At 33.7% G+C, this 21,727-nt stretch carries 23 protein-coding genes; 9 read left to right on the top strand and 14 right to left on the bottom strand.

Going from position 1 to position 21,727, the window contains the following annotated elements; translation table 11 throughout:
* Positions 1 to 520: 520 nt before the first annotated feature.
* The 9 genes from BN863_RS18960 to BN863_RS08770 all read left to right on the top strand — a co-directional run bounded on the left by BN863_RS18960 (position 521) and on the right by BN863_RS08770 (position 7,463).
* Positions 521 to 658 (top strand): hypothetical protein, encoded by a 138-nt coding sequence (locus tag BN863_RS18960; RefSeq protein ID WP_316930384.1) that lies wholly within the window; start codon positions 521 to 523, stop codon positions 656 to 658.
* Between the two features lie 12 nt (positions 659 to 670).
* A complete protein-coding gene (locus BN863_RS18965; protein ID WP_316930389.1) occupies positions 671 to 862 on the top strand; it encodes a rhodanese-like domain-containing protein in 192 nt (63 codons plus the stop codon).
* An 8-nt stretch (positions 863 to 870) separates the two neighbouring features.
* A complete protein-coding gene (locus BN863_RS18970; RefSeq protein ID WP_316930385.1) occupies positions 871 to 1,092 on the top strand; it encodes a class I SAM-dependent methyltransferase in 222 nt (73 codons plus the stop codon).
* Complete coding sequence (locus BN863_RS08745; RefSeq protein ID WP_316930386.1) at positions 1,068 to 1,451, top strand: class I SAM-dependent methyltransferase; 384 nt, start codon at positions 1,068 to 1,070, stop codon at positions 1,449 to 1,451. Before BN863_RS18970 ends, BN863_RS08745 begins: the two co-directional genes overlap by 25 nt.
* A gap of 80 nt (positions 1,452 to 1,531) precedes the next feature.
* Complete coding sequence (locus BN863_RS18265) at positions 1,532 to 1,672, top strand: YgaP-like transmembrane domain (protein WP_084817499.1); 141 nt, start codon at positions 1,532 to 1,534, stop codon at positions 1,670 to 1,672.
* 206 nt (positions 1,673 to 1,878) lie between these two features.
* A complete protein-coding gene (locus BN863_RS08755; RefSeq protein WP_394331994.1) occupies positions 1,879 to 3,687 on the top strand; it encodes an ABC transporter ATP-binding protein in 1,809 nt (602 codons plus the stop codon).
* A 238-nt stretch (positions 3,688 to 3,925) separates the two neighbouring features.
* Entirely contained in the window at positions 3,926 to 4,540 is a 615-nt protein-coding gene (locus tag BN863_RS08760) for a hypothetical protein (RefSeq protein ID WP_242404090.1), read from the top strand.
* Positions 4,537 to 4,977 (top strand): hypothetical protein, encoded by a 441-nt coding sequence (locus BN863_RS08765; RefSeq protein ID WP_038529664.1) that lies wholly within the window; start codon positions 4,537 to 4,539, stop codon positions 4,975 to 4,977. Before BN863_RS08760 ends, BN863_RS08765 begins: the two co-directional genes overlap by 4 nt.
* Positions 4,978 to 5,084: 107 nt before the next feature.
* The gene (locus tag BN863_RS08770; RefSeq protein WP_038529666.1) at positions 5,085 to 7,463 is read left to right on the top strand and encodes a S9 family peptidase; all 2,379 of its coding nucleotides are present in this window, start codon (positions 5,085 to 5,087) and stop codon (positions 7,461 to 7,463) included.
* Between the two features lie 92 nt (positions 7,464 to 7,555).
* Here the strand turns inward: BN863_RS08770 and BN863_RS08775 are convergent, their stop codons facing one another.
* The 14 genes from BN863_RS08775 to BN863_RS08840 form a co-directional block, all read right to left on the bottom strand.
* A complete protein-coding gene (locus tag BN863_RS08775; protein ID WP_084817501.1) occupies positions 7,556 to 8,593 on the bottom strand; it encodes an arylsulfotransferase family protein in 1,038 nt (345 codons plus the stop codon).
* A 105-nt stretch (positions 8,594 to 8,698) separates the two neighbouring features.
* Positions 8,699 to 9,937: an Lcl C-terminal domain-containing protein gene (locus tag BN863_RS08780; RefSeq protein ID WP_197539174.1), complete on the bottom strand. Its 1,239-nt coding sequence runs from the start codon at positions 9,935 to 9,937 to the stop codon at positions 8,699 to 8,701.
* A gap of 142 nt (positions 9,938 to 10,079) precedes the next feature.
* Positions 10,080 to 11,222, bottom strand: a complete 1,143-nt coding sequence (locus tag BN863_RS08785; RefSeq protein ID WP_197539175.1) for an Lcl C-terminal domain-containing protein — start codon at positions 11,220 to 11,222, stop codon at positions 10,080 to 10,082.
* A gap of 289 nt (positions 11,223 to 11,511) precedes the next feature.
* A complete protein-coding gene (locus BN863_RS08790; RefSeq protein WP_316930390.1) occupies positions 11,512 to 12,132 on the bottom strand; it encodes a LytR/AlgR family response regulator transcription factor in 621 nt (206 codons plus the stop codon).
* A gap of 91 nt (positions 12,133 to 12,223) precedes the next feature.
* Positions 12,224 to 13,333, bottom strand: coding sequence for a sensor histidine kinase (locus BN863_RS08795; protein ID WP_084817502.1), 1,110 nt, complete (start codon positions 13,331 to 13,333; stop codon positions 12,224 to 12,226).
* Positions 13,334 to 13,760: 427 nt separating this feature from the next.
* Positions 13,761 to 14,153, bottom strand: coding sequence for an ACT domain-containing protein (locus tag BN863_RS08800; protein WP_038529675.1), 393 nt, complete (start codon positions 14,151 to 14,153; stop codon positions 13,761 to 13,763).
* Positions 14,154 to 14,975 carry a type 1 glutamine amidotransferase domain-containing protein gene (locus BN863_RS08805; protein WP_084817503.1) on the bottom strand — a complete coding sequence of 274 codons (822 nt, stop codon included), beginning with the start codon at positions 14,973 to 14,975 and terminating at the stop codon, positions 14,154 to 14,156. It abuts the gene before it with no gap.
* Positions 14,976 to 15,165: 190 nt separating this feature from the next.
* A complete protein-coding gene (locus BN863_RS08810) occupies positions 15,166 to 15,411 on the bottom strand; it encodes a hypothetical protein (RefSeq protein WP_038529676.1) in 246 nt (81 codons plus the stop codon).
* A 106-nt stretch (positions 15,412 to 15,517) separates the two neighbouring features.
* Positions 15,518 to 16,591 carry a serine hydrolase domain-containing protein gene (locus tag BN863_RS08815; RefSeq protein ID WP_038529678.1) on the bottom strand — a complete coding sequence of 358 codons (1,074 nt, stop codon included), beginning with the start codon at positions 16,589 to 16,591 and terminating at the stop codon, positions 15,518 to 15,520.
* Positions 16,592 to 16,605: 14 nt separating this feature from the next.
* Positions 16,606 to 17,163 carry a serine hydrolase domain-containing protein gene (locus BN863_RS18900; protein WP_038529680.1) on the bottom strand — a complete coding sequence of 186 codons (558 nt, stop codon included), beginning with the start codon at positions 17,161 to 17,163 and terminating at the stop codon, positions 16,606 to 16,608.
* A gap of 73 nt (positions 17,164 to 17,236) precedes the next feature.
* A complete protein-coding gene (locus tag BN863_RS08825) occupies positions 17,237 to 18,163 on the bottom strand; it encodes a hypothetical protein (RefSeq protein WP_038529682.1) in 927 nt (308 codons plus the stop codon).
* Positions 18,164 to 18,527: 364 nt separating this feature from the next.
* Positions 18,528 to 19,634: a ligand-binding sensor domain-containing protein gene (locus tag BN863_RS08830; RefSeq protein WP_038529685.1), complete on the bottom strand. Its 1,107-nt coding sequence runs from the start codon at positions 19,632 to 19,634 to the stop codon at positions 18,528 to 18,530.
* 12 nt (positions 19,635 to 19,646) lie between these two features.
* Complete coding sequence (hemG, locus tag BN863_RS08835; RefSeq protein ID WP_038529687.1) at positions 19,647 to 20,174, bottom strand: menaquinone-dependent protoporphyrinogen IX dehydrogenase; 528 nt, start codon at positions 20,172 to 20,174, stop codon at positions 19,647 to 19,649.
* Positions 20,175 to 20,586: 412 nt separating this feature from the next.
* Entirely contained in the window at positions 20,587 to 21,603 is a 1,017-nt protein-coding gene (locus BN863_RS08840) for a phosphotransferase (protein WP_051774640.1), read from the bottom strand.
* Between the last annotated feature and the right edge of the window lie 124 nt (positions 21,604 to 21,727).

A 21,727-nucleotide genomic window follows, 5' to 3' on the forward strand; every position in this document is an offset into this window, starting at 1 on the left:
AACGTTCATTCAAATTATATAAAAAATTAAAAAATAATAAGTGGTTAATACTTACCCTACACCTATTTAACATCAAGAGTGTTAATGAATACTCAAATTAAAATATAAGGCAATGCATAAAATTGTAGTGTAACATTCATTACAAAACAGAAATAATTATAGTTATACTTTTACAAAACAAATTTAAACTCTATATAAGATGAGAGACGGAAATAATACTATGATTTACATCATCGCTGGTGTGGTTATTCTTCATTTTGTAATAGGTTTTGCTTGGTTGATTTATAAACTGAATGAGAAAAAAGAAGAGTAATAGCAACATCTTCTAAACTAACGTTTTGAAACTATTAGATTTACATTCAAAATTCTAAATAAGGGGTCGGAACACACAGATAAGCACTTTTAGAGAAGTTGAAAACAATTAAGCTAAAAGAATAAATGAAACAGTACTAAGCATGGTGAAATTAGATTAAAACCTTACACCTATAAATAAATCACTTACTTTAAACACATTATAATCATGTCAATATTAAGTTCACTTTTCGGAATAAACACAGCAACAGACGACGCCATTACAGTTTTAAATGCAAATCAATTTAGAACGGCTGTACAGCATAAAAACGTTCAACTTGTAGATGTTCGTACGGCAAGAGAGTAAGAAACAGGTCACATAAAAAATGCAAAAAACATTGATTTCTTTTCTTCTAACTTCACGAATGAAATAAGTAAATTAGACAAGAATAAAGCGATTTATGTGTATTGCAGAAGCGGCGCGCGAAGCAAACAGAGCAGTAAAAAACTATCGGCTTTAGGTTTTACTGAGATTTACGATTTAAAAAACGGCTTTATGGGCTATAACTAAATTAGGTTATGAAATTTTCTGAAACGTTTTGGAACGAGAAATATAAAAACAACGACATAGGTTGGGATCTGGGTACAGTCTCGCCGCCCCTAAAATCGTATTTCGATCAACTAACAAATAAAGATTTAAAAATTTTAATTCCTGGTGGCGGACATGCTCATGAAGCAGAATATTTACACCAAAACGGTTATAAAATGTATATGTTGTGGATGTTTCTAAAATTGCATTAGAACATTTCAAACATCGTGTACCTACGTTTCCAAAGGCTCATCTCATGCATAAGAACTTTTTTGACTTAGATTTAATTTTCGATTTAATAATTGAACAAACGTTTTTCTGTGCCATAACGCCTAGTTTAAGACCCGAATACGCAAAAAAAGTAAATGCATTATTAAAGCCTAAAGGGAAGGTTGTCGGTCTCCTTTTTAATGTGCCCTTACACAAAGACCGTCCACCATTTGGCGGACATAGAGCAGAATATTATTCTTATTTTGAAAATAACTTTAATATTAAATTGATGGAATCGTCTTATAATTCTCATCCATCTAGATCAGGAAAAGAACTATTTTTTAAAATTCAGAAACACTAATTGTATTTCTATTTGACTGAAATAGATATACCATACATCCATAAATTTAAGCGCTGTAATTTTTATTTATTTTAAGCGTTATGCTTACTGTTTACATGAACGAAAATTTGATATGGTTTACCCTATTTATTGGCGTAAACTTAATCCAATTGGCCTTCACAAAATGGTGTTTATTAGAGATGATTTTAAAGAAATTATGTATAAAATATCACTTTACATAAATCACTTTAAAACACTGTATTTATATAGATTAACACACATTGTAAAAATCAAAAAATTCTTAATATCAAAACGTAGATTAACAAAAAATAGAAATAATTTATACAATAACATAAGATTAGATTTATCTTTAAAATCAGAATGAAGAGATAATTCGTAATCATCGCTTTTTAACAGATAAAACTCTGAAGATATTCCTTTAAAATCTATGCCTAAAAAGTCTAAAGACACTTCCAGTATAAGTTTGTTTCAGCTATTTAAAAAGTTGTTAAACTATATAAAACCTTACAAGTTTTTAGTAATCGGGACACTCGTTTTAACACTTGTTGGAGCATTTCTTGCTCAAGTGAATGCCTTGGTTTTAAGATACACTGTAGACGAACTTACCGTATTAAAAGACAGTAACAAAACCTTACAGGACGGTGCATCTTTATTGATATTGATTAGTGTGATTTTATTGTCGAAAGAATTGTTTTATGGACTCATTCAATTTGGGCAAAAGTATTATGGCGAAAAAATGAAAATCTATATCTCACGGGATTTTGCGCAACAAGTGGTCGATAAAATACTGACTTATAAAATGGCATTTTACAGCTCGTCTGAGAATGAAAGCGGAAAATTACAAACCCGAATTGATTTAGGGGTTTCTAGTTTAACCCAATTAATAAAGAATTTTTTCATCGATATACTGCCGCTATTTACAACGGCAATTATAGCGCTATTTTTCATGTTTCAAGCCAATGTTTACGTGGGGTTAGTCAGTCTAGGTATTATTCCTATTTTCTTTTACATAAGCAGTTTACAAGCAAAAAAACTTCATGGTTTTAGACGTAAAATGAGAGGTTTTAGAGAAGCGAGAAACAATGGTATTATTGATTTAATAAATTCTATAACCGTTATAAAATCGTTTACCAGAGAAGATTTAGAAAGCAAAAAACACCAAGCCATACAACTTGATATGACAGAAAACCAAATGAAAACGCGACAGTTAAGTTTTTTATTTGATAGTGTTAAAACCTTTATCGAACAATTTGGGGTTGTAATAATTATTGTATTAACCGCATACTTTGTATTAAATGGCAGCATGAGTATTGGCGCCATCATGTTTCATATTTTATTGTTTAATAATGTCTCTGCTCCTATTCGTCAATTACATAGAATTTATGATGAAGTGAATGATGCCTTGATTTATTCCGAAGCATTTTTCGACATTTTAGATGCTGATGAAACTGAATCTACCGGAACCTATAGTCCTGAAAAGGTAATTGGAAATTTTGAGATAAAACATGTAGATTTTGCGTATCCAAATGGTACCAGTGCTTTAACCGATGTATCTATGACTATTAAACCCAATACCATAAATGCATTAGTCGGATTAAGTGGTGCGGGAAAGAGTACTGTAGTTAATTTATTGGATAAATTTTATGCACCATCCGCTGGAATCATATATTTAGATGGTGTCGACTTGCAAGAATACGACACACTTTGGTTGAGAGACCACATCGGTTTAGTCTTACAGAAAAACCATATTTTCAATGGTACTATAGCCGAAAACATTTTATATGGAAAAGAACATGCTACACACGAAGAAATAGTGGAAGCAGCCAAAAAAGCCCATATCCACGAACAGATTATAGAATTACCAGATGGCTACAATTCTAAGGCGACTTTATTATCTGGCGGACAAAAACAACGTGTTTCTATTGCACGCTTATTTCTAAAAAATCCACCTATTATTTTTCTTGACGAACCCACGGCAAGCTTAGATGCCATTTCGACAGAACAAATTAAGAAAAGTTTAGATTCAATAAAAAAAGGACGCACTGTGATTATAATATCTCATAGTATATCACAAATTATAGATGCCGAAAATGTAATTGTCATGGAAAAAGGAAAGGTTATAGAACAAGGCACTCATGAGGATTTATACGATAATGAAAGTGTGTATTACGATATCTTTAATGCCATGGCCAATAGTCTTAACCTCAACAAAATTACCGATACTATGCATGATTAACCTACGCTATATTTTTTATATTTGTAAAAATTTAAAACTCATCATAATACATATATAATCCATAAAAAATAGTGCGGTTATTGTTTCAACATCTCGTTAAATAAAAAAACTCACACCACAATATAAACACTACAGGTATTTCTACTAAAAATCTTAAAACGTTACCTCACTGAGATTACAACATGTATAACCTTAAAAATAAGGCTTCTGAATACTATGTTATGCCTCAAAATATAAAATGAAAAATAAAGATAAAACTCCAAAGACAAAAACCATTCAGAAAACACACAAAGCAGTACAAGTGTTTTCGAAATTGGCCATCATGGGTGTATTAACTATATTTTCTATAATGATGGTTTTAGAAAAATACGAAACACAAGCTGTTCATTCAGGGATTATTATTTTAGTCATTACCGGCATCATGTGGTTAGGGTATAAATATTTAGATCTTCATCAAGACGATTATACTTACGAAGAACTTTTAGTCGTTATCTGGGTACCTATTGGAGCGATTGTATGTTATGCCTTAAATATGTATGCTAATTTAGGAGGAGTATTATCTACTGCAATCACTGGTACGGCTGCGTCTTTTATTCCGCTATTAAATAAAAAATCTGAATATTTAAAGAAACTTCCTCCAGCTATATATTGTGGCTCGTTTGTAGGCATGTCTAGTGTAGAAATTGCTCCTTCAATTAATTTTGTTATCGTAGCAGGAATCTTAGCCGGTGGTTTTTTACTGTTATCTAAAAACATTTTCATGGGTATTGGTGGTAAACTTGGTATGGTTGCTTTTGGCGGTGTGCTTATGGTATCTTTTGTATATTGGTGTTATGTATGGTTGGGATTATGAACAGTTTAATTATAATTTTAACCGGAGTCTTGGGTGCCACCTCAACCTTTTACGTAAACGAAAATCTAAAGCAAGGAGCCGTTAGAGCTTCAGCCTTGTTATCTTTACTGGTTAGTTTATTTTTTTATTGCTTTCCAGACCTTTTAAATCCATATTTAACACAAAACATCCCGACAGCTTTTATTGGAGCTTCTTTTGTTGGTATGGTATCTTCTAAAGCCATATCGCATTACAGCTGGTTAATAATTGCTGGTATTATATTCAGTATTATTTATATTAATAAAAGTTTGTTTTTTAGAGGTTATGGAGGCGCACTAGGAACTTCTGCTTTTATAGCCATTTTAGCAACTATGGCTATACCCGTGGTGTTTTCAAAAAAGAAAAAAATCACCAACGGATTTCTAATTTTCAGAAAATGGTTGTTTAGAGATAAGTAAATCTACAATCTCACAAATCCAAAAATTGCAGTCTTACTTTAGTAACTATTTCCCTACACTGTTACAATTGATTATATTTGAATTCTCACATCACTTAATTCAAATACATGCATAAAAAAATTCTCCTAGGCCTAATCGTATTAGGCAGCTTCTTCTATTCTAAAGCACAAAACAATAATACCTCCACACTTAGCATTAAACAAATAATGCAAGGCGATGATTATATTGGTCATTTACCATCAGGCGCACATTGGTCTGAAAATGGTAATACAATTTACTTCAACTGGAATCCTGAAAAAGCCTTTAGCGATTCTCTATATGCTTTTAATACCCATACAAAAGATATTAAGAAAGTTGATTTTGAAACGGCCTATCATTTACCTGCGGCTCGTGGAACCTATAATACCAACAAGACCAAAAAAATATACAGCAAACATGGCGATGTGTTTTTAATGGATATTGCTTCAGAAAAAATTACTCAAATTACAAATACAAAAGCAACAGAACGCAATGTTCATTTTACACATAATGAGCAACAAATTGCATATGTGCTAAATGATAATCTTTATACTTGGGATATAAGCTCGGGTGTAACAAAACAGCTAACCGACTTCACAAATAAAAAAGTTAAAGATGACAAACGAAGTGATAAAGATGAATGGCTGTATCAAGATCAGTTGGGACTATTTGAAGTTTTAAAAACACGTAAAGCAAAACAAGACCAAAAAGAGCACTTTAATGATAAAGAAGATTTAAACAAGCCACTTCCTATATATGTAAAAGGAAAATCTGTATACAACCAGCAAGTAAGTCCGAACGGTAAATACGTTACTTATCTCACGGTTAAACGAGAAGATAATAAAGGCACCATTACACCGCATTATGTTACAGAGTCGGGATATACCGAAGACCAAAACACACGTTCTAAAGTTGGGGATACGCCAGACACCTATGAATTATATATATATGATATTGCCAATAGAAAGACCTATCCTGTAGTATTAGATAATTTAGAAGGCCTAGATTACATTCCAGAATACACCAAAGCGTATCCCGACAAAGACTATAAAAACGACAATAGAATTGGTTACATAAGCGGCCCCATTTGGAATGCAGATGGTTCTAAAGCCGTATTAGACATAAATGCTAACGATTATAAAGACCGCTGGATTGTTTTATTACACGCAGAAGATGGAACTGTAACCCATTTAGATCATCAGCATAATGCGGCATGGATTGCAGGACCTGGAATTGGTGGATATCGTGGTGGTGCTTTAGGTTGGATGCCAGATCAGAAAAGCATTTGGTATCAATCGGAAGCTTCTGGATATTCGCATTTATACACTTTAAATACGTCATCTAAAAAAGCAAAAGCACTGACTTCTGGAAATTTCGAAATTTATAATCCTTTTATTTCTAACGATAAAAAGCATTGGTATTTAACAGCCAATAAAAATCATCCTGGAGACCGTCAGTTTTATAGTATGCCTATTAACGGTGGTCAACTTAAACAACTCACTACTGATGTTGGAGGAAACGATGTAACGCTTTCTCCAGATGAGACCCAAATGGCCATTCTCTACTCTTATTCGAATAAACCTACAGAATTATTTTTGAAAGACAATCCTCTATTTAGTAAAACAAATTCTAAAGCCACACAACTCACCCATTCCACTACCGATGCATTTAACACTTACAACTGGAGAGCAGCAGAAGTCATTACCTTTAAGGCAGAAGATGGTGCAGAAGTACATGCAAGGCTATATAATCCGTCGCCTGATGTAAAAAACAAAGCTGCGGCTATTTTTGTACATGGCGCTGGATATCTTCAAAACGCTCATAAATGGTGGAGTTCATACTTCCGTGAATATATGTTTCATAATTTATTAGTAGATAATGGATATACAGTTTTAGATATCGATTACCGCGGTAGTGCAGGATATGGTAGTGAATGGCGAACAGGAATATACCGCCATATGGGAGGAAAAGATTTGAGTGATCAAGTGGATGGTGCCCAATATTTAATAAATGAACTTGGAATTGATAAAAATAAAGTTGGAATCTACGGTGGTTCTTATGGCGGATTTATAACGTTAATGGGTATGTTTAACGAAGCTGATACGTTTAAAGCCGGTGCTGCAATCCGTTCTGTTGGAGATTGGGCTGCTTATAACCACGGGTATACTGCTCGTATATTAAATACACCTGTAACAGATAGTCTAGCGTATAGAAGAAGTTCTCCTATTTATTTTGCAGATGGCTTAAAAGGAGATTTATTAATTCTTCATGGTATGGTAGATGACAATGTTCATTTTCAAGACATGGTACGTTTATCGCAACGTTTAATTGAATTAGAAAAAACAAATTGGGAAATGGCCGTATATCCTGTAGAGCGTCATGGTTTTGTAGAGCCTAGTAGTTGGATAGACGAATACAGTAGAATATTCAAACTATTCAATACAAGTTTATTGGGACTGAAAGATTAGGTCCATTTATCCCTCATAAAAAAAACGATTCAAATCAAGTCTCTTTAAAACACACTTGACTTGAATCGTTTTATTTTTTATTCACTTTGAAGTTAACTAATAACTAGAGTCCTTACGCACTTTAAAAATTTCAGACTTTTTATTTGTAGTTTGTGGCGTAAAATCCCAAACCTCATCGTCTGTTCTGTAACCTCTATAAAACGTCCTTCTACTCCAGAACAGATTAAGGTATGCCCAGACTCCAATCGCTGTGCTCCCGAAATATGGTCGGAATAAAAAGTGTTTGAATACGACCAAACCACTTCATCAGTCAGCGTGATTTCTAAAACCGCAGATGTATTGGTACCGGCTTCATTATTAAAAACAAGGAGGTTTCCATTATCTAAAAAAGTCGCATCATGCTGTCCCGATAAAGCCCCAGAAGCCGTAATAGTTTGCGTAATGCTTTTACTGTCTTTATTTACAACATATAATGTATTCTGACCTCTTGAACTTATAAGAATGTTCCCATCTTTATAGTCAACCGAATTAAAATGTAAATAGTCTGCTTTGTTGGTGTTATTAGGAACAATGTTTCCGTCGTCCATTGCACTCCATTCCCAAAGTACAGCGTTATCCGTTTTATCGATTATAACCACAACTTCGTTCCAATAATCCGAATTATTATATTCGCGAAGTTGCCAAGTTAGTGCAATGATAGTGGTATCATCTATTTGTTTAAAATCATGATGAAACGTTGCTTCGTCGCTAGTTCTTTCAATAGACCAAATCACTTGACTGTCGTCGTCTAATTCTTCAATTCTTCCGGCAACTAAACCACCTGTAGCGAATGAACTATTATTTACAAGTGGGGATTTAGCCATACGTAATAAAGTATTGTTTTCCGACAAATAACTACCTCCTGAAGATGTGTATTCTGACGACCATGTTTTTACATCTACTCCCAAAGAATCGATAAGATGCGTTGTACTGTCTCCAATATAGGAAAACAACACATAACCGTCTGTTATACTCGATGATGATTCCGTATCAATTTCCGTTTCTGTAGGTCCTACCTCATCCGATTCGCAGGCGCTCACTAAAAACAGCAATACAAGTAGTAATGATATATTAAGGTAGTTGATTTTCATTGGTATCTTTTTTAAAATGTTTTATTATTAAGTACTGTTGATGTTAATATATTCCTGAATCACTTACTAACATTCTCTTGAGGTAAATCAAGTTTTGATATCCTATTAATTCGTGTCTCTCACACATCTTATAAAGTTATACACCTTTCGAATATCGCCTTGCGGACCAAAGGTATCGGGAAAATTATCTGTACTACCCGCTTTAGGGTCGTTACGCTGTGCTCCTGCTCCATGTACATCTAATAACTGACCGTTCATTAAGCCTTCGGCTTCTCCAAAACAAAAATAGACCGCATCGGTATAAGGCGTTGGTCCGTCTTGCAAAGGAGAACTTGACCAATAGTAACCGTATTGCCCAGGATTACCGTTATAATCTAAAATTGATGTGCAGGTAAATAAGGGGGCTATCGCAGGAGAATTTGTGGTTTGTGGCGAACGTGTATAATCTACTATACTTTGTAGTTCTTTGGCATTTGGCATTCTCCAGTCGCTGTGACCTCCAAGCGTTAATGATTCGGCATAGGCTAAGGCATGTTCCCAGTCATAGTTTTCTCCATTATCGGCTTGTTGCCACATTAAGCCTGTAGCGTGGTCTGTAATTGTTCCATTACCATTATCTGTAAAATCGTTTTCCCCATAAGCTGTATTTCCTCTTACCATTCTAAAGTACATGGTATTTGGTGCTCCAGTAGCAGGACTGTATTTAGGATAACTTTTCAAGCGTCCGTCGACAAAATTAAACCCAAAAACGGCTTCATCTCCATTCATTACGCGTCCAACATATTCTGTGATTGACCATGTTTGTCCGTCAATTTCTCGTTCACCAATAGATTCGTCACCAATAGGCTGGTCGAAATAATCGACATCGATAAACATATCTACAGCATCATCTCCGAAACAACGACCGGTAAAATTAGATAGCGAATACAATTCTTTAATTGTAGGAATTCTCCAATCTGAATAACCTCCTAAATTGAACGTTTCAACAAATGCAACAGCATCGGCGTACGACATTTTATCGCCCATATTTTGTTGCCATATTAATCCCGTAACATTATCGGTCACTGTACCATCGCCGTTATCTGTATACGATGGCTGATTCCCCATATATGTAGCATCTTGTCCATAAAAAGCATCGCCAACACCTGATGCCGTAATTATGGCATCGTTATCATAAAAATCTAATACACCCGTATCTACAATCTCGTAACTCAACCCTGTAAATCCGATTTCTCCTCCGCCGTCTTCGCCATTATCAGCAGTATCGATAGTATCGTCTCCACAAGACATTATAGAGCATACAGCAAGTAAACTGAATGTTGTTTTTAAATATTCAAAATTCATTTTGTTTTGTTTTTTGGTATTGATAAATTAAAGGTCTTTAATACCCAAGTTTAATGAAAACGCTATCAATAGAATCGTGCATTGAATCAATGAAAAAAGAATCAGACTAACCCGCTTCATCTTAGATAAGCGTTAGCAAAATTTACATCTCGATGGTCCGTACGCTTCGTACATAATTGTATACATAACGCACATCGCCTTGAGGTCCGAAATACGTTGGATATTTATTTTTACTACCACTTTTCGGGTCACTTCTTTGGCATCCTGCACCGTGCACATCCATAAGCTGATTTCTCATTTTCCCTTGACCTTCGCCAAAGGCAATATACACCGCACTAGAAGTTGGATTTACACCATCTAAATGTGTAGTACTGGTCCAAAAGAATGGATATTGCCCAGAGTTCCCTTCGGGGTCTTTAATTTCTGAAGTCGAAAATACAGGATTTATAGCTGGTGAATTTGTGGTTTGTGGCGACCTAGAATAATCTACTATGCTTTGTAATTCTTTGGCATTTGGTAAACGCCAATCGGAATAACCAGCAAGTTCTAAATGTTCTGAATACGCTAAAGACGCTTCCCAATCACGCCCCTTACCATCATCTGCTTTTTGCCACATTAAGCCTGTAGCGTAATCACTCACGGTACCATCTCCATTGTCTATAAAGTTATTTTTTCCGTAGTCCGTATTGCCTCTAACCATTCTAAAATACATGGTATTCTCACTATTTTTTCGTTTATTAAATTTAGGATAGCCTTTTATACGGCCATCCACAAAATTAACTCCGAAAATGGTTTTATCTCCGTTCATTGTCTGTCCTACGTATACTGTAGACGACCACGTTTGTGCATCTATTTCGCGTTCTCCAATAGTGGTATCTCCTAATAACTGATTGAAATAATGCGTATCTATAAATAACTTGCCAGATTTCGCCCCTTTTACCTGACCCGTAAATAAGATTAGAGAATAAAGCTCCTTAATTGTTGGCACTCGCCAGTCTGAATATCCACCCAAATTAGAGTTTTGGGCTTTTGCAAAAGACGCTTCAAAAGACATTTTTTCGCCCATATCTTTCTCCCACAGTAAACCTGTAACATTATCGGTAATGGTGCCATCGCCATTATCTGTATACAACGGCTGGTTCCCTGTATAAGTAGCATCTTGACCATAGAAATCGTCACCACTTTGCGGAGCGGATATCACATTGTTGTTACTATAAAATTCAGTTACACCTGTATCTACTATCGGATATGTTATTTGTCCTACTGCCGTATACCAAACCGCCATACACATGCCTTACGTAACCAATGTATTTTTTATCCTTTTTTCCATAATTATAAACTTAACATTTAACGTATGTAAAGGTCTACATTCATGTCTTTGAAAACGAAGAGAATCAATAGAAGACGGATTTCCTTCAACGGAATTCATGAATACAAGACTATATTATAATCGTAACCCTGAATAAGCTTCAAGGTCTAACGCAATACTTAATCTGTTTACGCTAAGATGAAATGCTAAAATGAATTCAGCATGATGGTATTTGGGTTTTATTAAAGTTTTAGTTTATTGAGATTTAACTAAAAAAATTATTATTCAGAAACGTTTTAAACGCATCCTGATAGGTATCGCTAACCACAATAAACTCCTTTCTGCTGTAAATAATTCTATTCCGCTCTACAGTTACGATATGATTTAAGTTCACGATAAAAGAACGGTGAATGCGCATAAAATGTTCCTTAGGTAAAACGTCTTCTATGTTTTTAAGACGAAGTAAAGTTTTAACCGGTTCGCCATTCATTAAGTTTATGGACACATATTCTTTCTGAGCTTCGATATATTTAATGTCTTTAAAATTGATTCGGATATGTTGCTGTCCCGATTTTATAAATAAGAACTCGTCATTCTTTTTCACTTCGGTTACAAACTGTCGCTCCTTAGTTATGGTTTCTGATGCTTTATTAGAAGCCATTAAAAAATCGACATACTCAATTGGTTTCAACAAATAATCTATCGCATTTACTTTATAGCCTTCAATCGCATATTCGCTATACGCGGTGGTGAAAATAATGCGAGGCGGATGCTCTAAAGTTTTCGCTAATTCTAACCCGTTTAAATCGGCCATATGAATATCTAGAAAAAGTAAATCTACCGGATGTTCCTTCAGAAAATCACTAACACCTAATGCGTTGTAAATTTTTCTTTAAGTTGAAGAAATGGCGTTTGCTCTATATAAGACACTATTTGTCTAAGCGCCAAAGGCTCGTCGTCTACAGCGATGCACGTTATCATATCGGTATTTTTATGGTTGAATAATGCACATTTTCAATTTCGGAATATGTAAACGTATAGTTATTATTATATAATAATTTTAAACGTTTTTCTGTATTTTGAATACCTATTCCGGATGCTTCTGTGGTCTTAAATTTATCGTGTACACTGTTTCGAATCGTAAATTCGAGTACACTATCGTGGATAGAAAGTGTAATATGTACAAACGATTTCTGCTCGTAGCTAATACCGTATTTAAAAGCATTTTCTAAAATATTAGTAAATAACAATGTTGGAATCGAAATATAAGGCGGATTTACAGGAAGGTTCAATTCAATTTTCACATCTTCATGAAAACGTAATTTCATAAGTTCTACGTAGCTCTCTATAAATTTAATTTCTTTGGACAATGCAATAGGCTTTTTGTTAGATTCGTATAACAAATGGCGCATTAAAACAGATAATTTTGCAATGGAGCTTTTGGCTTCCTTGGTGTCAAAATCTACTAAAGCATGAATATTATTAAGCGTATTCATTAAAAAATGAGGACTGACTTGATTACGTAAAAAAGCCAATTCGTTTTTAATATTTTCTTTTTCGACTTCTGCTTTTTGCTGTTGGGTTTCTGCCCACTTTACAGAGAGTTTCATTCCCGTATCAAAACCAACCAATAAGATAGATAACAAAATTAAATTGACATAAGGCGGATACGTTCCTGCTCCTGCTTGCCGTTCTAAACTACCATGTGGCTTTCCAACTTTGTTTGAATTTGGAAATTGAAGTCCGACATGCTTTTGCGTCTGATTTCTATTCTGAGATGGCATGTTGCTTCTAAGCGACCTAGACCCCATTACGGTAAGTGCAATAACAACAATTACAGAAGTAACATATAGAATTTTCTTATTTCTGAAAAGTAAAAAAGGCGTTAAGATAAATCTGTTAATGCAAAAAATAAGTAATAGTGGTAAGTAATCTATCCAAACGTTAAAGATGACATTCCACCGGATGGTATGGCTATTAATCCACTGATAAAATAGCGGTAAAACGAACAATAATATCCAAAACAGAAAGATAAAAGTAGACTCGAAAAATCGAGACCGTTGTGTATTTAAGATTGTTTTATTCATTTAAACCCGTTTATGCTAAAACCAATTGGTAATAAATCAAAGGTGACATTTCTATTTATAGAATTCAAATATTATCAATAGAAAGTGGTTTTGAATCAATGAAAAATTGTAATAAACATGAGATTTTTAAATGCATACCGTTTTTGAAATTGCTCATCTGTATATAAATTAGATGAGGCCGAATTTCATAAAGCAGAACATTTAAGTTTGAATTTTTATTATAAGAAACAACAAAGGTGAAGTGCTACAAGTAAACGAAAATCCGAAAGCACCTTATGCAGAACCATCGTATAACTTTTTCATGCCCAATTCAACAAGTACAGTTGAGGTAAAATATAGCCATTAAAATTATCTTGTTCTTATTGAGTTGAATAAGATTCTACCAATATTTAAATAAACGGACATTAACACTTAAAAAAGCTACGTGCTATTTTGAAAATGCATTCAAAATTTCCATGGCTTTGTCTGTATCTTTTACATCGACAAAAATATGATCGTGGTAATATGCAGCTACTACATTACAACTGATTCCGTTTTCGGATAATGCATTCGAAAAAGCAGCTGTTAACCCCACTGCTTCTAATGATGAATGCACCGTTAATGTAATCCAAGAAGCAACAAAAGAATAATCTAAATGGAGTTGGTCTGCAACTACCTGTTTTGTAATTACGGTAATGCTTTCTTCTTCTTTAAAAGTCATAATAACTTGGCTCAAATTTATGTGCTCCAAGTTTTCAGCTTTACAAAACACAAATTCGCCATCATTAAGTTTCGGTTTCATTGATTTTAAAAGCGTCTCTAAATCTTTTTCTCCATTCATTTATTTCGTGCTTTTATTTAATCTTTGTAATTCAATTAAAGTGGCTTCACCAACACGATGTGCAGATTGCGGATTTTGTCCGGTTACTAACCTTTGGTCGGTTACAACATGAGCATTAAAAGGTGCCGACTTTTCGAAAATAGCACCACGTGTTTTCAATTTATCTTCTAGCATAAATGGTACAACATCCTCTAGTTTTACTTTTATTTCTTCCTCATTAGTAAAAGCATTTATCTTTTTACCATCTACAAGATAGCTTCCATTACTTAATTTAATATTTACAAGACCAGCAGGACCATGACACACAGCACTTACTACACCGTTATTTTCGTAAATCTGTTTTGCTATTTCTGCTATTTCTGTATTGTCTGCAAAATCCCACATCGCACCATGACCTCCTGCATAATGAATGGCAACATACTCATTTGGATTAACGTCACTAGGGGTTTTGGTATTTTCTATTTTGTTACGATATACATCGTTATCCCAAAATTTCTTATTGATACTATCTGTCAAATCAAAGGCATCCACTGGTGCTTTTCCGCCTTTAGGACTTACAAAATCGATGTCGTAACCAGCAGTATGTAGTACATTCCAAGGATGAGAAACTTCTCCTAAGTAATACCCCGTTTTCTCTCCTGTATCTCCTTTTTCACTATGACTTGTAACAACAAACAATATTTTTTTAGATGCTTTTGCTGCTGTCGGTACTTCAGGTCTAACTATTGAATTATCAGATTTATTTTTACTATTACAGCCGACCAAAAGAATAGCAAACAATAATACGACTAAGGTGTTTTTGATATTTAAAGTATATAACATATTTGAATGAATTTTAAAATGAGTGTTTAGAGTATGTATAGCTATTAAAGGATAAATGCATACTACTATAGCGCAAAACTCTTAAACTTTTTAAAGAAACTATTTAACAAATGTTAAAAAACTAATTTATTTTAGACTTAAATGCAACCTGATTACATAAACATGAGTAAAATATAAATAGCAATACGTTTTAAGATTTATAATAATTTTTCTGTAGCCACAACCTAATTTCCTTTCGTAGAGACACTTCTGGTTTTGGCAACGGAATGGTTTGTCCGAACTGTTTGCTTCTAGTAAATTTTGAATAGTTAGCTTTATGTTTTTTCCAAACTTCCGGATACAATTCTAAGAATGTATTAAAAAAACTTTGTTCACTAATAGTCCCTTCTATTTTAGAAAGTACGTCTTTAAATTTTTGATCTTGATCTATAAACATGTTCTTGGAATCTGTAATAAATAAAAGTTTGGGTTAAATATTATAGTAAACAAATATAAATGATATTCAATTAGTCTGTAGGAGTATCAGTATTTATTAATTGTCATTAAATTTTATCAAAAACTAATCCCATAAGTTTAAATCCGGTGACTTGATTGTTGGAATCTCTAATAATTTCAATGGGACTAATAGAAATTTCAAGTACATCTTTAGCGAGCGAATCCATTTTATTTTTCCATGCTCCATTTCTGTAGTAGAAATACAATTTACCATCTTCTAACTGAAGTTTTTTACTAATTTGAAACGTGCTATTAAAATACTGTCCTTCGAATTCCTGAAGTTCTTGCTGTGAATGCTCGTAAGGTTGATACGTTTTAAATACCCAAGGTTTTTCATATGCTAACTCATCGTAAGTGTATTGTGTTTCGTTTTCACTAAAACTGAACGTTATCTTAGCATTTCCTGCTTCACCAAATAAAAAAGTATGATTACCAAGTGGAATTAATTTCGCAATATCATCTCCATCTAAAGTCTGTGCATAAAGTGCACCGTTTTTCACTTTTATAGTATTGGCTTTTCGGTCTTCATCGTAACGATAAAATAAATATGAACCTTCGTATTGTTTTAATTCTGTAGGTGATAATTCGACTGGCTTCTCCCCTTTTGTTATTACTTCTTTTTTAACCGGCACATATAAATCAACAAGCTTAAAAAAACGCTCTTTAAAATCCCAATCAAAAGTATTTTGTGTGGTAAAGAAGGCTAAATCTAGTTCTGGTACATACAGGTATTTCGATACGAATCCGCTACTAATCATGCCGTCGAATCCCATAGCCTTATAACCGTTATGGGTTTCAAACTCTACACCTAACCCAAAATCGATTATTGTACCATCATTTAAAGAGGCCTTGGTGTGCATTTTCTTCCATAGGTCTGCTGTACCGATTGTGGCATGTTTAATATTCTGATGCCATTGAAACATATCTTCAGCGGTGGTTATAATTTGTCCGTCGCCAGCAAAAAACAAACCGTATTGATGTGTTTTGTACAACTCGCCTCCATCCTCGGTATACCCTATAGCTCGATTAGGGATTGTTCTATAAACATCGACATTTAGAACAGTATGTCGCATTTTAAGCGGATTAAAAATATGCTCCTGCAGATAATCTTCAAAAGGCATTCCAGAGGCTTGTTCTACGATAGCCGATAATAGAATATAATTGGCATTCGTGTAGTCAAAATAGTCCCTGGTGTAAAGTTAAGCGTTTCAATGTTAGTAATAATATGAGTTAGCATTGAAGGCCGAATGTAATCTCTCCAGTGAATATCGCACACCTCAAGATAAGAATCGACTTCTTTTATACCACTCGTCTGATTTAACAAATGCTCTATCGTCGGGTTTCCTTTTTTATAACGCGGTAAGTTTTCAATATAAGTATATGCGGGTTCATTAATCGCTAATTTACCTTCTGCTTCTAATAATAAAATAGCAGCTGCTGTAAACTGTTTACCTATGGAGCCAATATCGAATACAGTTTCTCGAGTAATTGGGATATTATAACCCAGATTTGCATTTCCATATTGTTTTTCAAAACTAATTTTATCGCCTTGATACACGGCTACAGAAAATCCAGGTGAATTGTTATCTACTTGATATAACTTATCTATTTCCGCTTCTAAATTTTGTGTATGTGCAACATGAGTTTGTAAGCAAAATAAAACTAAGACAAGACTAAACGGGATTCTACACATATTATGGATTTCATTAAAGACTGTAGCGGTTTCAGAGTGTTACAGTTGGGCTACGTAATATTAACGCGCTATTTTACTTTTTAAGATGTAATTCTTCGCGCTTGCTTTCGTCGGTTAATTTCTTCTGATTCCAATATGGCTCGTTTAGGCTTGCTTTCAATTTAGCTTCAGTGATTAATCCGTCGCCGTTATCTTCTGTCCACGACACTATTTTATAAGGAAATGAATTCTCAACATCAATCGTCACCGTTCTATCGTAATTCTTGTAAGCAATAGTATAATGCAGGGTGCCGTCGGATTCTGTTTTACTGATATCAGCTTTAGCAACCTCTACTTTTTTATGTGTAAAGCGACTGTATAAGGTAGATAATATCATGTCGGTTTCTCCCAAAGGCAATTGTCCGTTGTTGATGCGAATTCGTGTTAAAAGTTCATCTTCTAAAAGTGCTTTCGGAATATCTCTTTCTGTATCGCCTTCAGACTCAAAATAAGAAAATTCTTTAAACGTATAATGCGTATCTGCCAAATTAAGTTGCGTAAACGTATGCCCACACCACTCTTGAATACTGGTATTTAATTTTAAGGTATTGGGATGGTTTTGTACATCTATAGGCGTAAATGAAGATGTTACTATAGAGTAATCGTAAATCCCTGTATTAAACGTCCTAATATTATTTAGTTTCATAACAGAAACGTTGTCTGTGCCTGCGTCTTTCGGACGGTCCAACTTAACCTGTTTGCTTAATGAAAATGGTTCTGTTACAAATACAAGCACCACTTCACCCTCACGAACTTCACCATACCGTGATTGTTTTAAAGTGTAACTACTTAGTTCTGCGGTTCCCGAATACCAATAGTCTTTAAACGCTTTATCTCGTGGTATTGGAGCAACTTTTTTACTTGCAACTGCTGTTTCAATGCTTGCAAGGGTTTTATCTTGTTTACAACCTAGCAAAGAACAAATAGCTAGTATGCTGAAAAATTTTAATAGGTGTGTCATCTTACATAAGGTTTAATGTGCTATGCGAGCAATACTAGACATCTGTAAACGTCAAGATCATATTCAATTTTAAATGCAACCCGTTTGATCTGTTAGTTTTACATTATAAAAGTGTAATTCTAGTATATCTTGTATAACTTTTCGTTTAAAATAAATAGTCTTGGAAACCGAACCGACCTAACATGATACAAAATATGATTTCTAGACTTAATCTTTGATTTACTCTAAAATTAAGGAATAATTTTCACACATTGTTTCTGTTATACTGTTCTTATTCATTTCAGTTAAACAAGCATGAGATCCTACAAATTGAAAGCAGATTGTAATTAATTTAAATCTGATTTTGGTAGTGATGCGTTTATTTTTACTGAGTCCAAGGTGCTTTGTCTATCGCATTACTAAATGTTTCTCCATCGTAAATACTTATACCTTGCCAGGTTCCAAACCAAAGTTGTCCTTTGTTATCTTCGAGTATACTTTGCACCGTGTTTGTCGTTAATCCGTTTTCGGTTGTAAAGTGAGTAAATTCAGTGCCATCGTAGCGATATACGCCATAATTTTCAGCAGAAAACCAAATATTTCCTTTACGGTCTTTGCAAAAATTATAGGTTTCTATTCCTTCAATAATCCCATCTTTTGTAAAGTTAGTATATGTTTTCCCATCAAATTTACTTACGCCTCCATAATAAGTCCCAATCCAAATATTACCTTGATTATCTTCTATAATATCAGCAACATTATTGTCTGTTAGTCCATTCTTTTTTGTGAGATGAGTAAATTCATCGTGACTATATTTAAAGATACCATTTCCATCGGTAACTAGCCACATCGTGCCGTTTCCGTCTTCTATAAATTTTTTAACCAGTACATCAGAGAGCATATGTTGCGGTTTTTCAACGCTTATATTGGGTAATGCAAATGGTGTAAAAGTTTTTCCATCAAAAGTACTTACACCACCAAGCGTTCCAACCCAAATTAGTCCTTTTGAATCGATTGTTAAACCCCATATTTCTTCATGTTGTAAACCAAGTTCTGTAGCAAATGTGGTAAACGTTTCTCCATCATATTTTATAAGTCCTGAAGAGGTTCCAAACCAAATATTGCCAACTTTATCTTCAACAATTTCTCTAACAGACACTCCGTTATGTTGATTTTCAAGTATTATATTTTCAAGAGTTTTGCCATCGTAAAGTATAATGCCTTTTGTATTTGTTCCAAACCAATAGCTTCCTGTTTTATCCTGATGCATCACTCTTACAAACTCGCTTACAATACCATTTAAGTTGGTATGAATTTGCGGAAAAGTTGTAGTTTGATTAAATACTAAAGGATGATTATATACTTTAGGTTCTACACTTTTAGTTTCTGATTTTTCGCTCACTTGATCTTTGCAAGAAAACATTTGAAACGATAAAAATACCATGACTATAAAATGTACCTTAATTGTATTAAGCTTTAAACGTTTAATCATTGTTTTAGGTCTTTAATTCAGACTCATCTTTGTTGAAAAATCTTTTACACGTTCCCAATCTGTAAACTCTATCGGGTGATCAGATTTTGTAGGACCGTTTGTTATTTTCATTATCAATTTAATCATTAGTCTATCAAAAAAAGAATACGAAGTATAATCTAGTCGTCCTGCAAAAACCGCGATTCGTTTAGGTTTCCAATCCTGGTTTTTAAAGAATTTTATCACATAAGGATTGGTGTCGAAAGTATTTTTATCAGGCTTTCTTGCGACTAAATTCACGGAAAAGAATGCTGTGTCTATACGTTCTAAGTCTTGCTGGTGTGTTTTAATAAACGCACTTACATTTTTATGATGTTTTCCATACCTAATGCTTGCTCCAATAATCAATTTAGAGTACATAGAAATTTTAGTATGAAACGACGCGATATCAATCACATCTGTTTTAAAACCTAAATCTTCAAGATGTACTGCAATGCGTCGGCAAATTTTAAGCGTTTGTCCGTCTGTAGAAGAATATATTATGCCAACCGGTTTATTCATTTTTTATCCATCAATTCTAATTATCGTTGTAACTATATATCTTAAATGATTCCTATAAATCATTAAATATTATAAACCGATAATACATCTAGGTTTAGCCTAAAATTAAGGAATTATTTTTACACCCTTTACGTTTGATTTCTATTAATGTGATAAAATGAAACAGTACCTAAATGATTTTACTTTATAAGGCTTTTGATGTTATACCTTCGGTTTGCTCATAGTTGAGTATCTCACCAAACTACGTTTACTTTTCCAATATTTAATGGAAATGTTAGTAACGGTATTTTTTAAGTCTCTGAATATTTTTTTTATAAACTTATTCGTGCCTGATCTCTTGTTCAAACACTAGAAGTTCTGACAGATAAATTTTATTTAGGTATTCATTATAGACACTATATACAATCTGTTTTTATTGAACTCGCGTGTTTATACCTGCTGAAGTAGCCGCTGTTGTGTCTTTAATAGAGTTATATGCAATCCAAGATTTTAGTCTGTCGACAAACACCATTTTTAGATAGTTTTCAGATAAAAAGATGTTCGACCAATCAAACCTTTGGGCTTGTACACCAAGATAAAAAACAAAAACTGCTAATCCTGCTTTAGGGATTAGTTTTAATTCTGAATCTGATAATGGTCTGATACTTTGATAACCTTCTAAAAAATGTTTCTTTTTTATTTCGTAGGTGTTCTTATCCGCTTCTATGTGAAATAGTTGTTTACAAAAATAACCGACATCTAAAATTTGTATGCCATTGCCACAAAAATCAAAATCGTAAAATGTAATAGCCTTGTCATTGGTAATAGCCATATTATCGTACCAAATATCCATATGAACAACTCCACGTCTTCCCGTTTCAAAATCTGTGTTTTTAAAGTATTGACCAATAGTTTTAATGAATTCCATTTCTGGTAATTGCTCAGAGAAATGAGATTTTAAAGCTTCATAAGGAATTTCTAAAAGTAACGACCTATTGTAAGAGTCTCGATTAATGGTAGTATTAGAAGTAAGTTTATGCATTTTAGCCATTAATAAACCAATTTCAAAACAAGTATCACTGTCTGTAAATCTAATCTTTCCACCTTTTGCAAACGAAAAAAGGACTACATACCGTAATCCTTCTGGAGCTTGGACCTCTTGAATACATACGCCATTTTTATCTTGAATAGGTACAGAGACACTTAAATTATTATCATGTAAAAGGTGTAACACTTCTAACTCTGCCTGAATTTCAGATTTCGTTCTCCAATTGTAACTATACACTCTTAAAACATATTTTGTATCGGTATCCGAAAGAAAATACGTATGATTCATTCCTGTTCTAAAAAGCCTACAGTTAAACCCTTTATGAAGTCCGTATTTATCTTTTGCAAATTCGCCCAATTCGTATTCTGAAATGGTTGAGGCTATAACGGGTAATGTTATCATTTTATTTTGAATTAGAAACTAACTGTAAAATACGGATAAATATACATCGTTTTTCTTTTAAACGCAGCCGTTAGTAATTACTGCAACGTTTTTAAACGGATTCGAAAAAAAATCAAATTTACAG

Origin of the sequence: Formosa agariphila KMM 3901, from assembly GCF_000723205.1 — a bacterium.
Taxonomy (GTDB): Bacteria; Bacteroidota; Bacteroidia; order Flavobacteriales; family Flavobacteriaceae; genus Formosa; species Formosa agariphila.

What these genes read in the sequence shown, in the direction of transcription:
- BN863_RS08805 (WP_084817503.1), bottom strand. Translation starts at nt 14,975, where the DNA reads ATGTTATATACTTTAAATATCAAAAACACCTTAGTCGTATTATTGTTT.
- BN863_RS08775 (WP_084817501.1), bottom strand. Translation starts at nt 8,593, where the DNA reads ATGAAAATCAACTACCTTAATATATCATTACTACTTGTATTGCTGTTT.
- BN863_RS08780 (WP_197539174.1), bottom strand. Translation starts at nt 9,937, where the DNA reads ATGAATTTTGAATATTTAAAAACAACATTCAGTTTACTTGCTGTATGC.
- BN863_RS08795 (WP_084817502.1), bottom strand. Translation starts at nt 13,333, where the DNA reads ATGAATAAAACAATCTTAAATACACAACGGTCTCGATTTTTCGAGTCT.
- BN863_RS08825 (WP_038529682.1), bottom strand. Translation starts at nt 18,163, where the DNA reads ATGACACACCTATTAAAATTTTTCAGCATACTAGCTATTTGTTCTTTG.
- BN863_RS18960 (WP_316930384.1), top strand. Translation starts at nt 521, where the DNA reads ATGTCAATATTAAGTTCACTTTTCGGAATAAACACAGCAACAGACGAC.
- BN863_RS08815 (WP_038529678.1), bottom strand. Translation starts at nt 16,591, where the DNA reads ATGCCTTTTGAAGATTATCTGCAGGAGCATATTTTTAATCCGCTTAAA.
- hemG (WP_038529687.1), bottom strand. Translation starts at nt 20,174, where the DNA reads ATGAATAAACCGGTTGGCATAATATATTCTTCTACAGACGGACAAACG.
- BN863_RS08830 (WP_038529685.1), bottom strand. Translation starts at nt 19,634, where the DNA reads ATGATTAAACGTTTAAAGCTTAATACAATTAAGGTACATTTTATAGTC.
- BN863_RS08800 (WP_038529675.1), bottom strand. Translation starts at nt 14,153, where the DNA reads ATGAATGGAGAAAAAGATTTAGAGACGCTTTTAAAATCAATGAAACCG.
- BN863_RS08770 (WP_038529666.1), top strand. Translation starts at nt 5,085, where the DNA reads ATGCATAAAAAAATTCTCCTAGGCCTAATCGTATTAGGCAGCTTCTTC.
- BN863_RS08840 (WP_051774640.1), bottom strand. Translation starts at nt 21,603, where the DNA reads ATGATAACATTACCCGTTATAGCCTCAACCATTTCAGAATACGAATTG.
- BN863_RS08785 (WP_197539175.1), bottom strand. Translation starts at nt 11,222, where the DNA reads ATGGCGGTTTGGTATACGGCAGTAGGACAAATAACATATCCGATAGTA.
- BN863_RS08760 (WP_242404090.1), top strand. Translation starts at nt 3,926, where the DNA reads ATGAAAAATAAAGATAAAACTCCAAAGACAAAAACCATTCAGAAAACA.
- BN863_RS08810 (WP_038529676.1), bottom strand. Translation starts at nt 15,411, where the DNA reads ATGTTTATAGATCAAGATCAAAAATTTAAAGACGTACTTTCTAAAATA.
- BN863_RS08755 (WP_394331994.1), top strand. Translation starts at nt 1,879, where the DNA reads ATGCCTAAAAAGTCTAAAGACACTTCCAGTATAAGTTTGTTTCAGCTA.
- BN863_RS18265 (WP_084817499.1), top strand. Translation starts at nt 1,532, where the DNA reads ATGCTTACTGTTTACATGAACGAAAATTTGATATGGTTTACCCTATTT.
- BN863_RS08765 (WP_038529664.1), top strand. Translation starts at nt 4,537, where the DNA reads ATGAACAGTTTAATTATAATTTTAACCGGAGTCTTGGGTGCCACCTCA.
- BN863_RS18970 (WP_316930385.1), top strand. Translation starts at nt 871, where the DNA reads ATGAAATTTTCTGAAACGTTTTGGAACGAGAAATATAAAAACAACGAC.
- BN863_RS18900 (WP_038529680.1), bottom strand. Translation starts at nt 17,163, where the DNA reads ATGTGTAGAATCCCGTTTAGTCTTGTCTTAGTTTTATTTTGCTTACAA.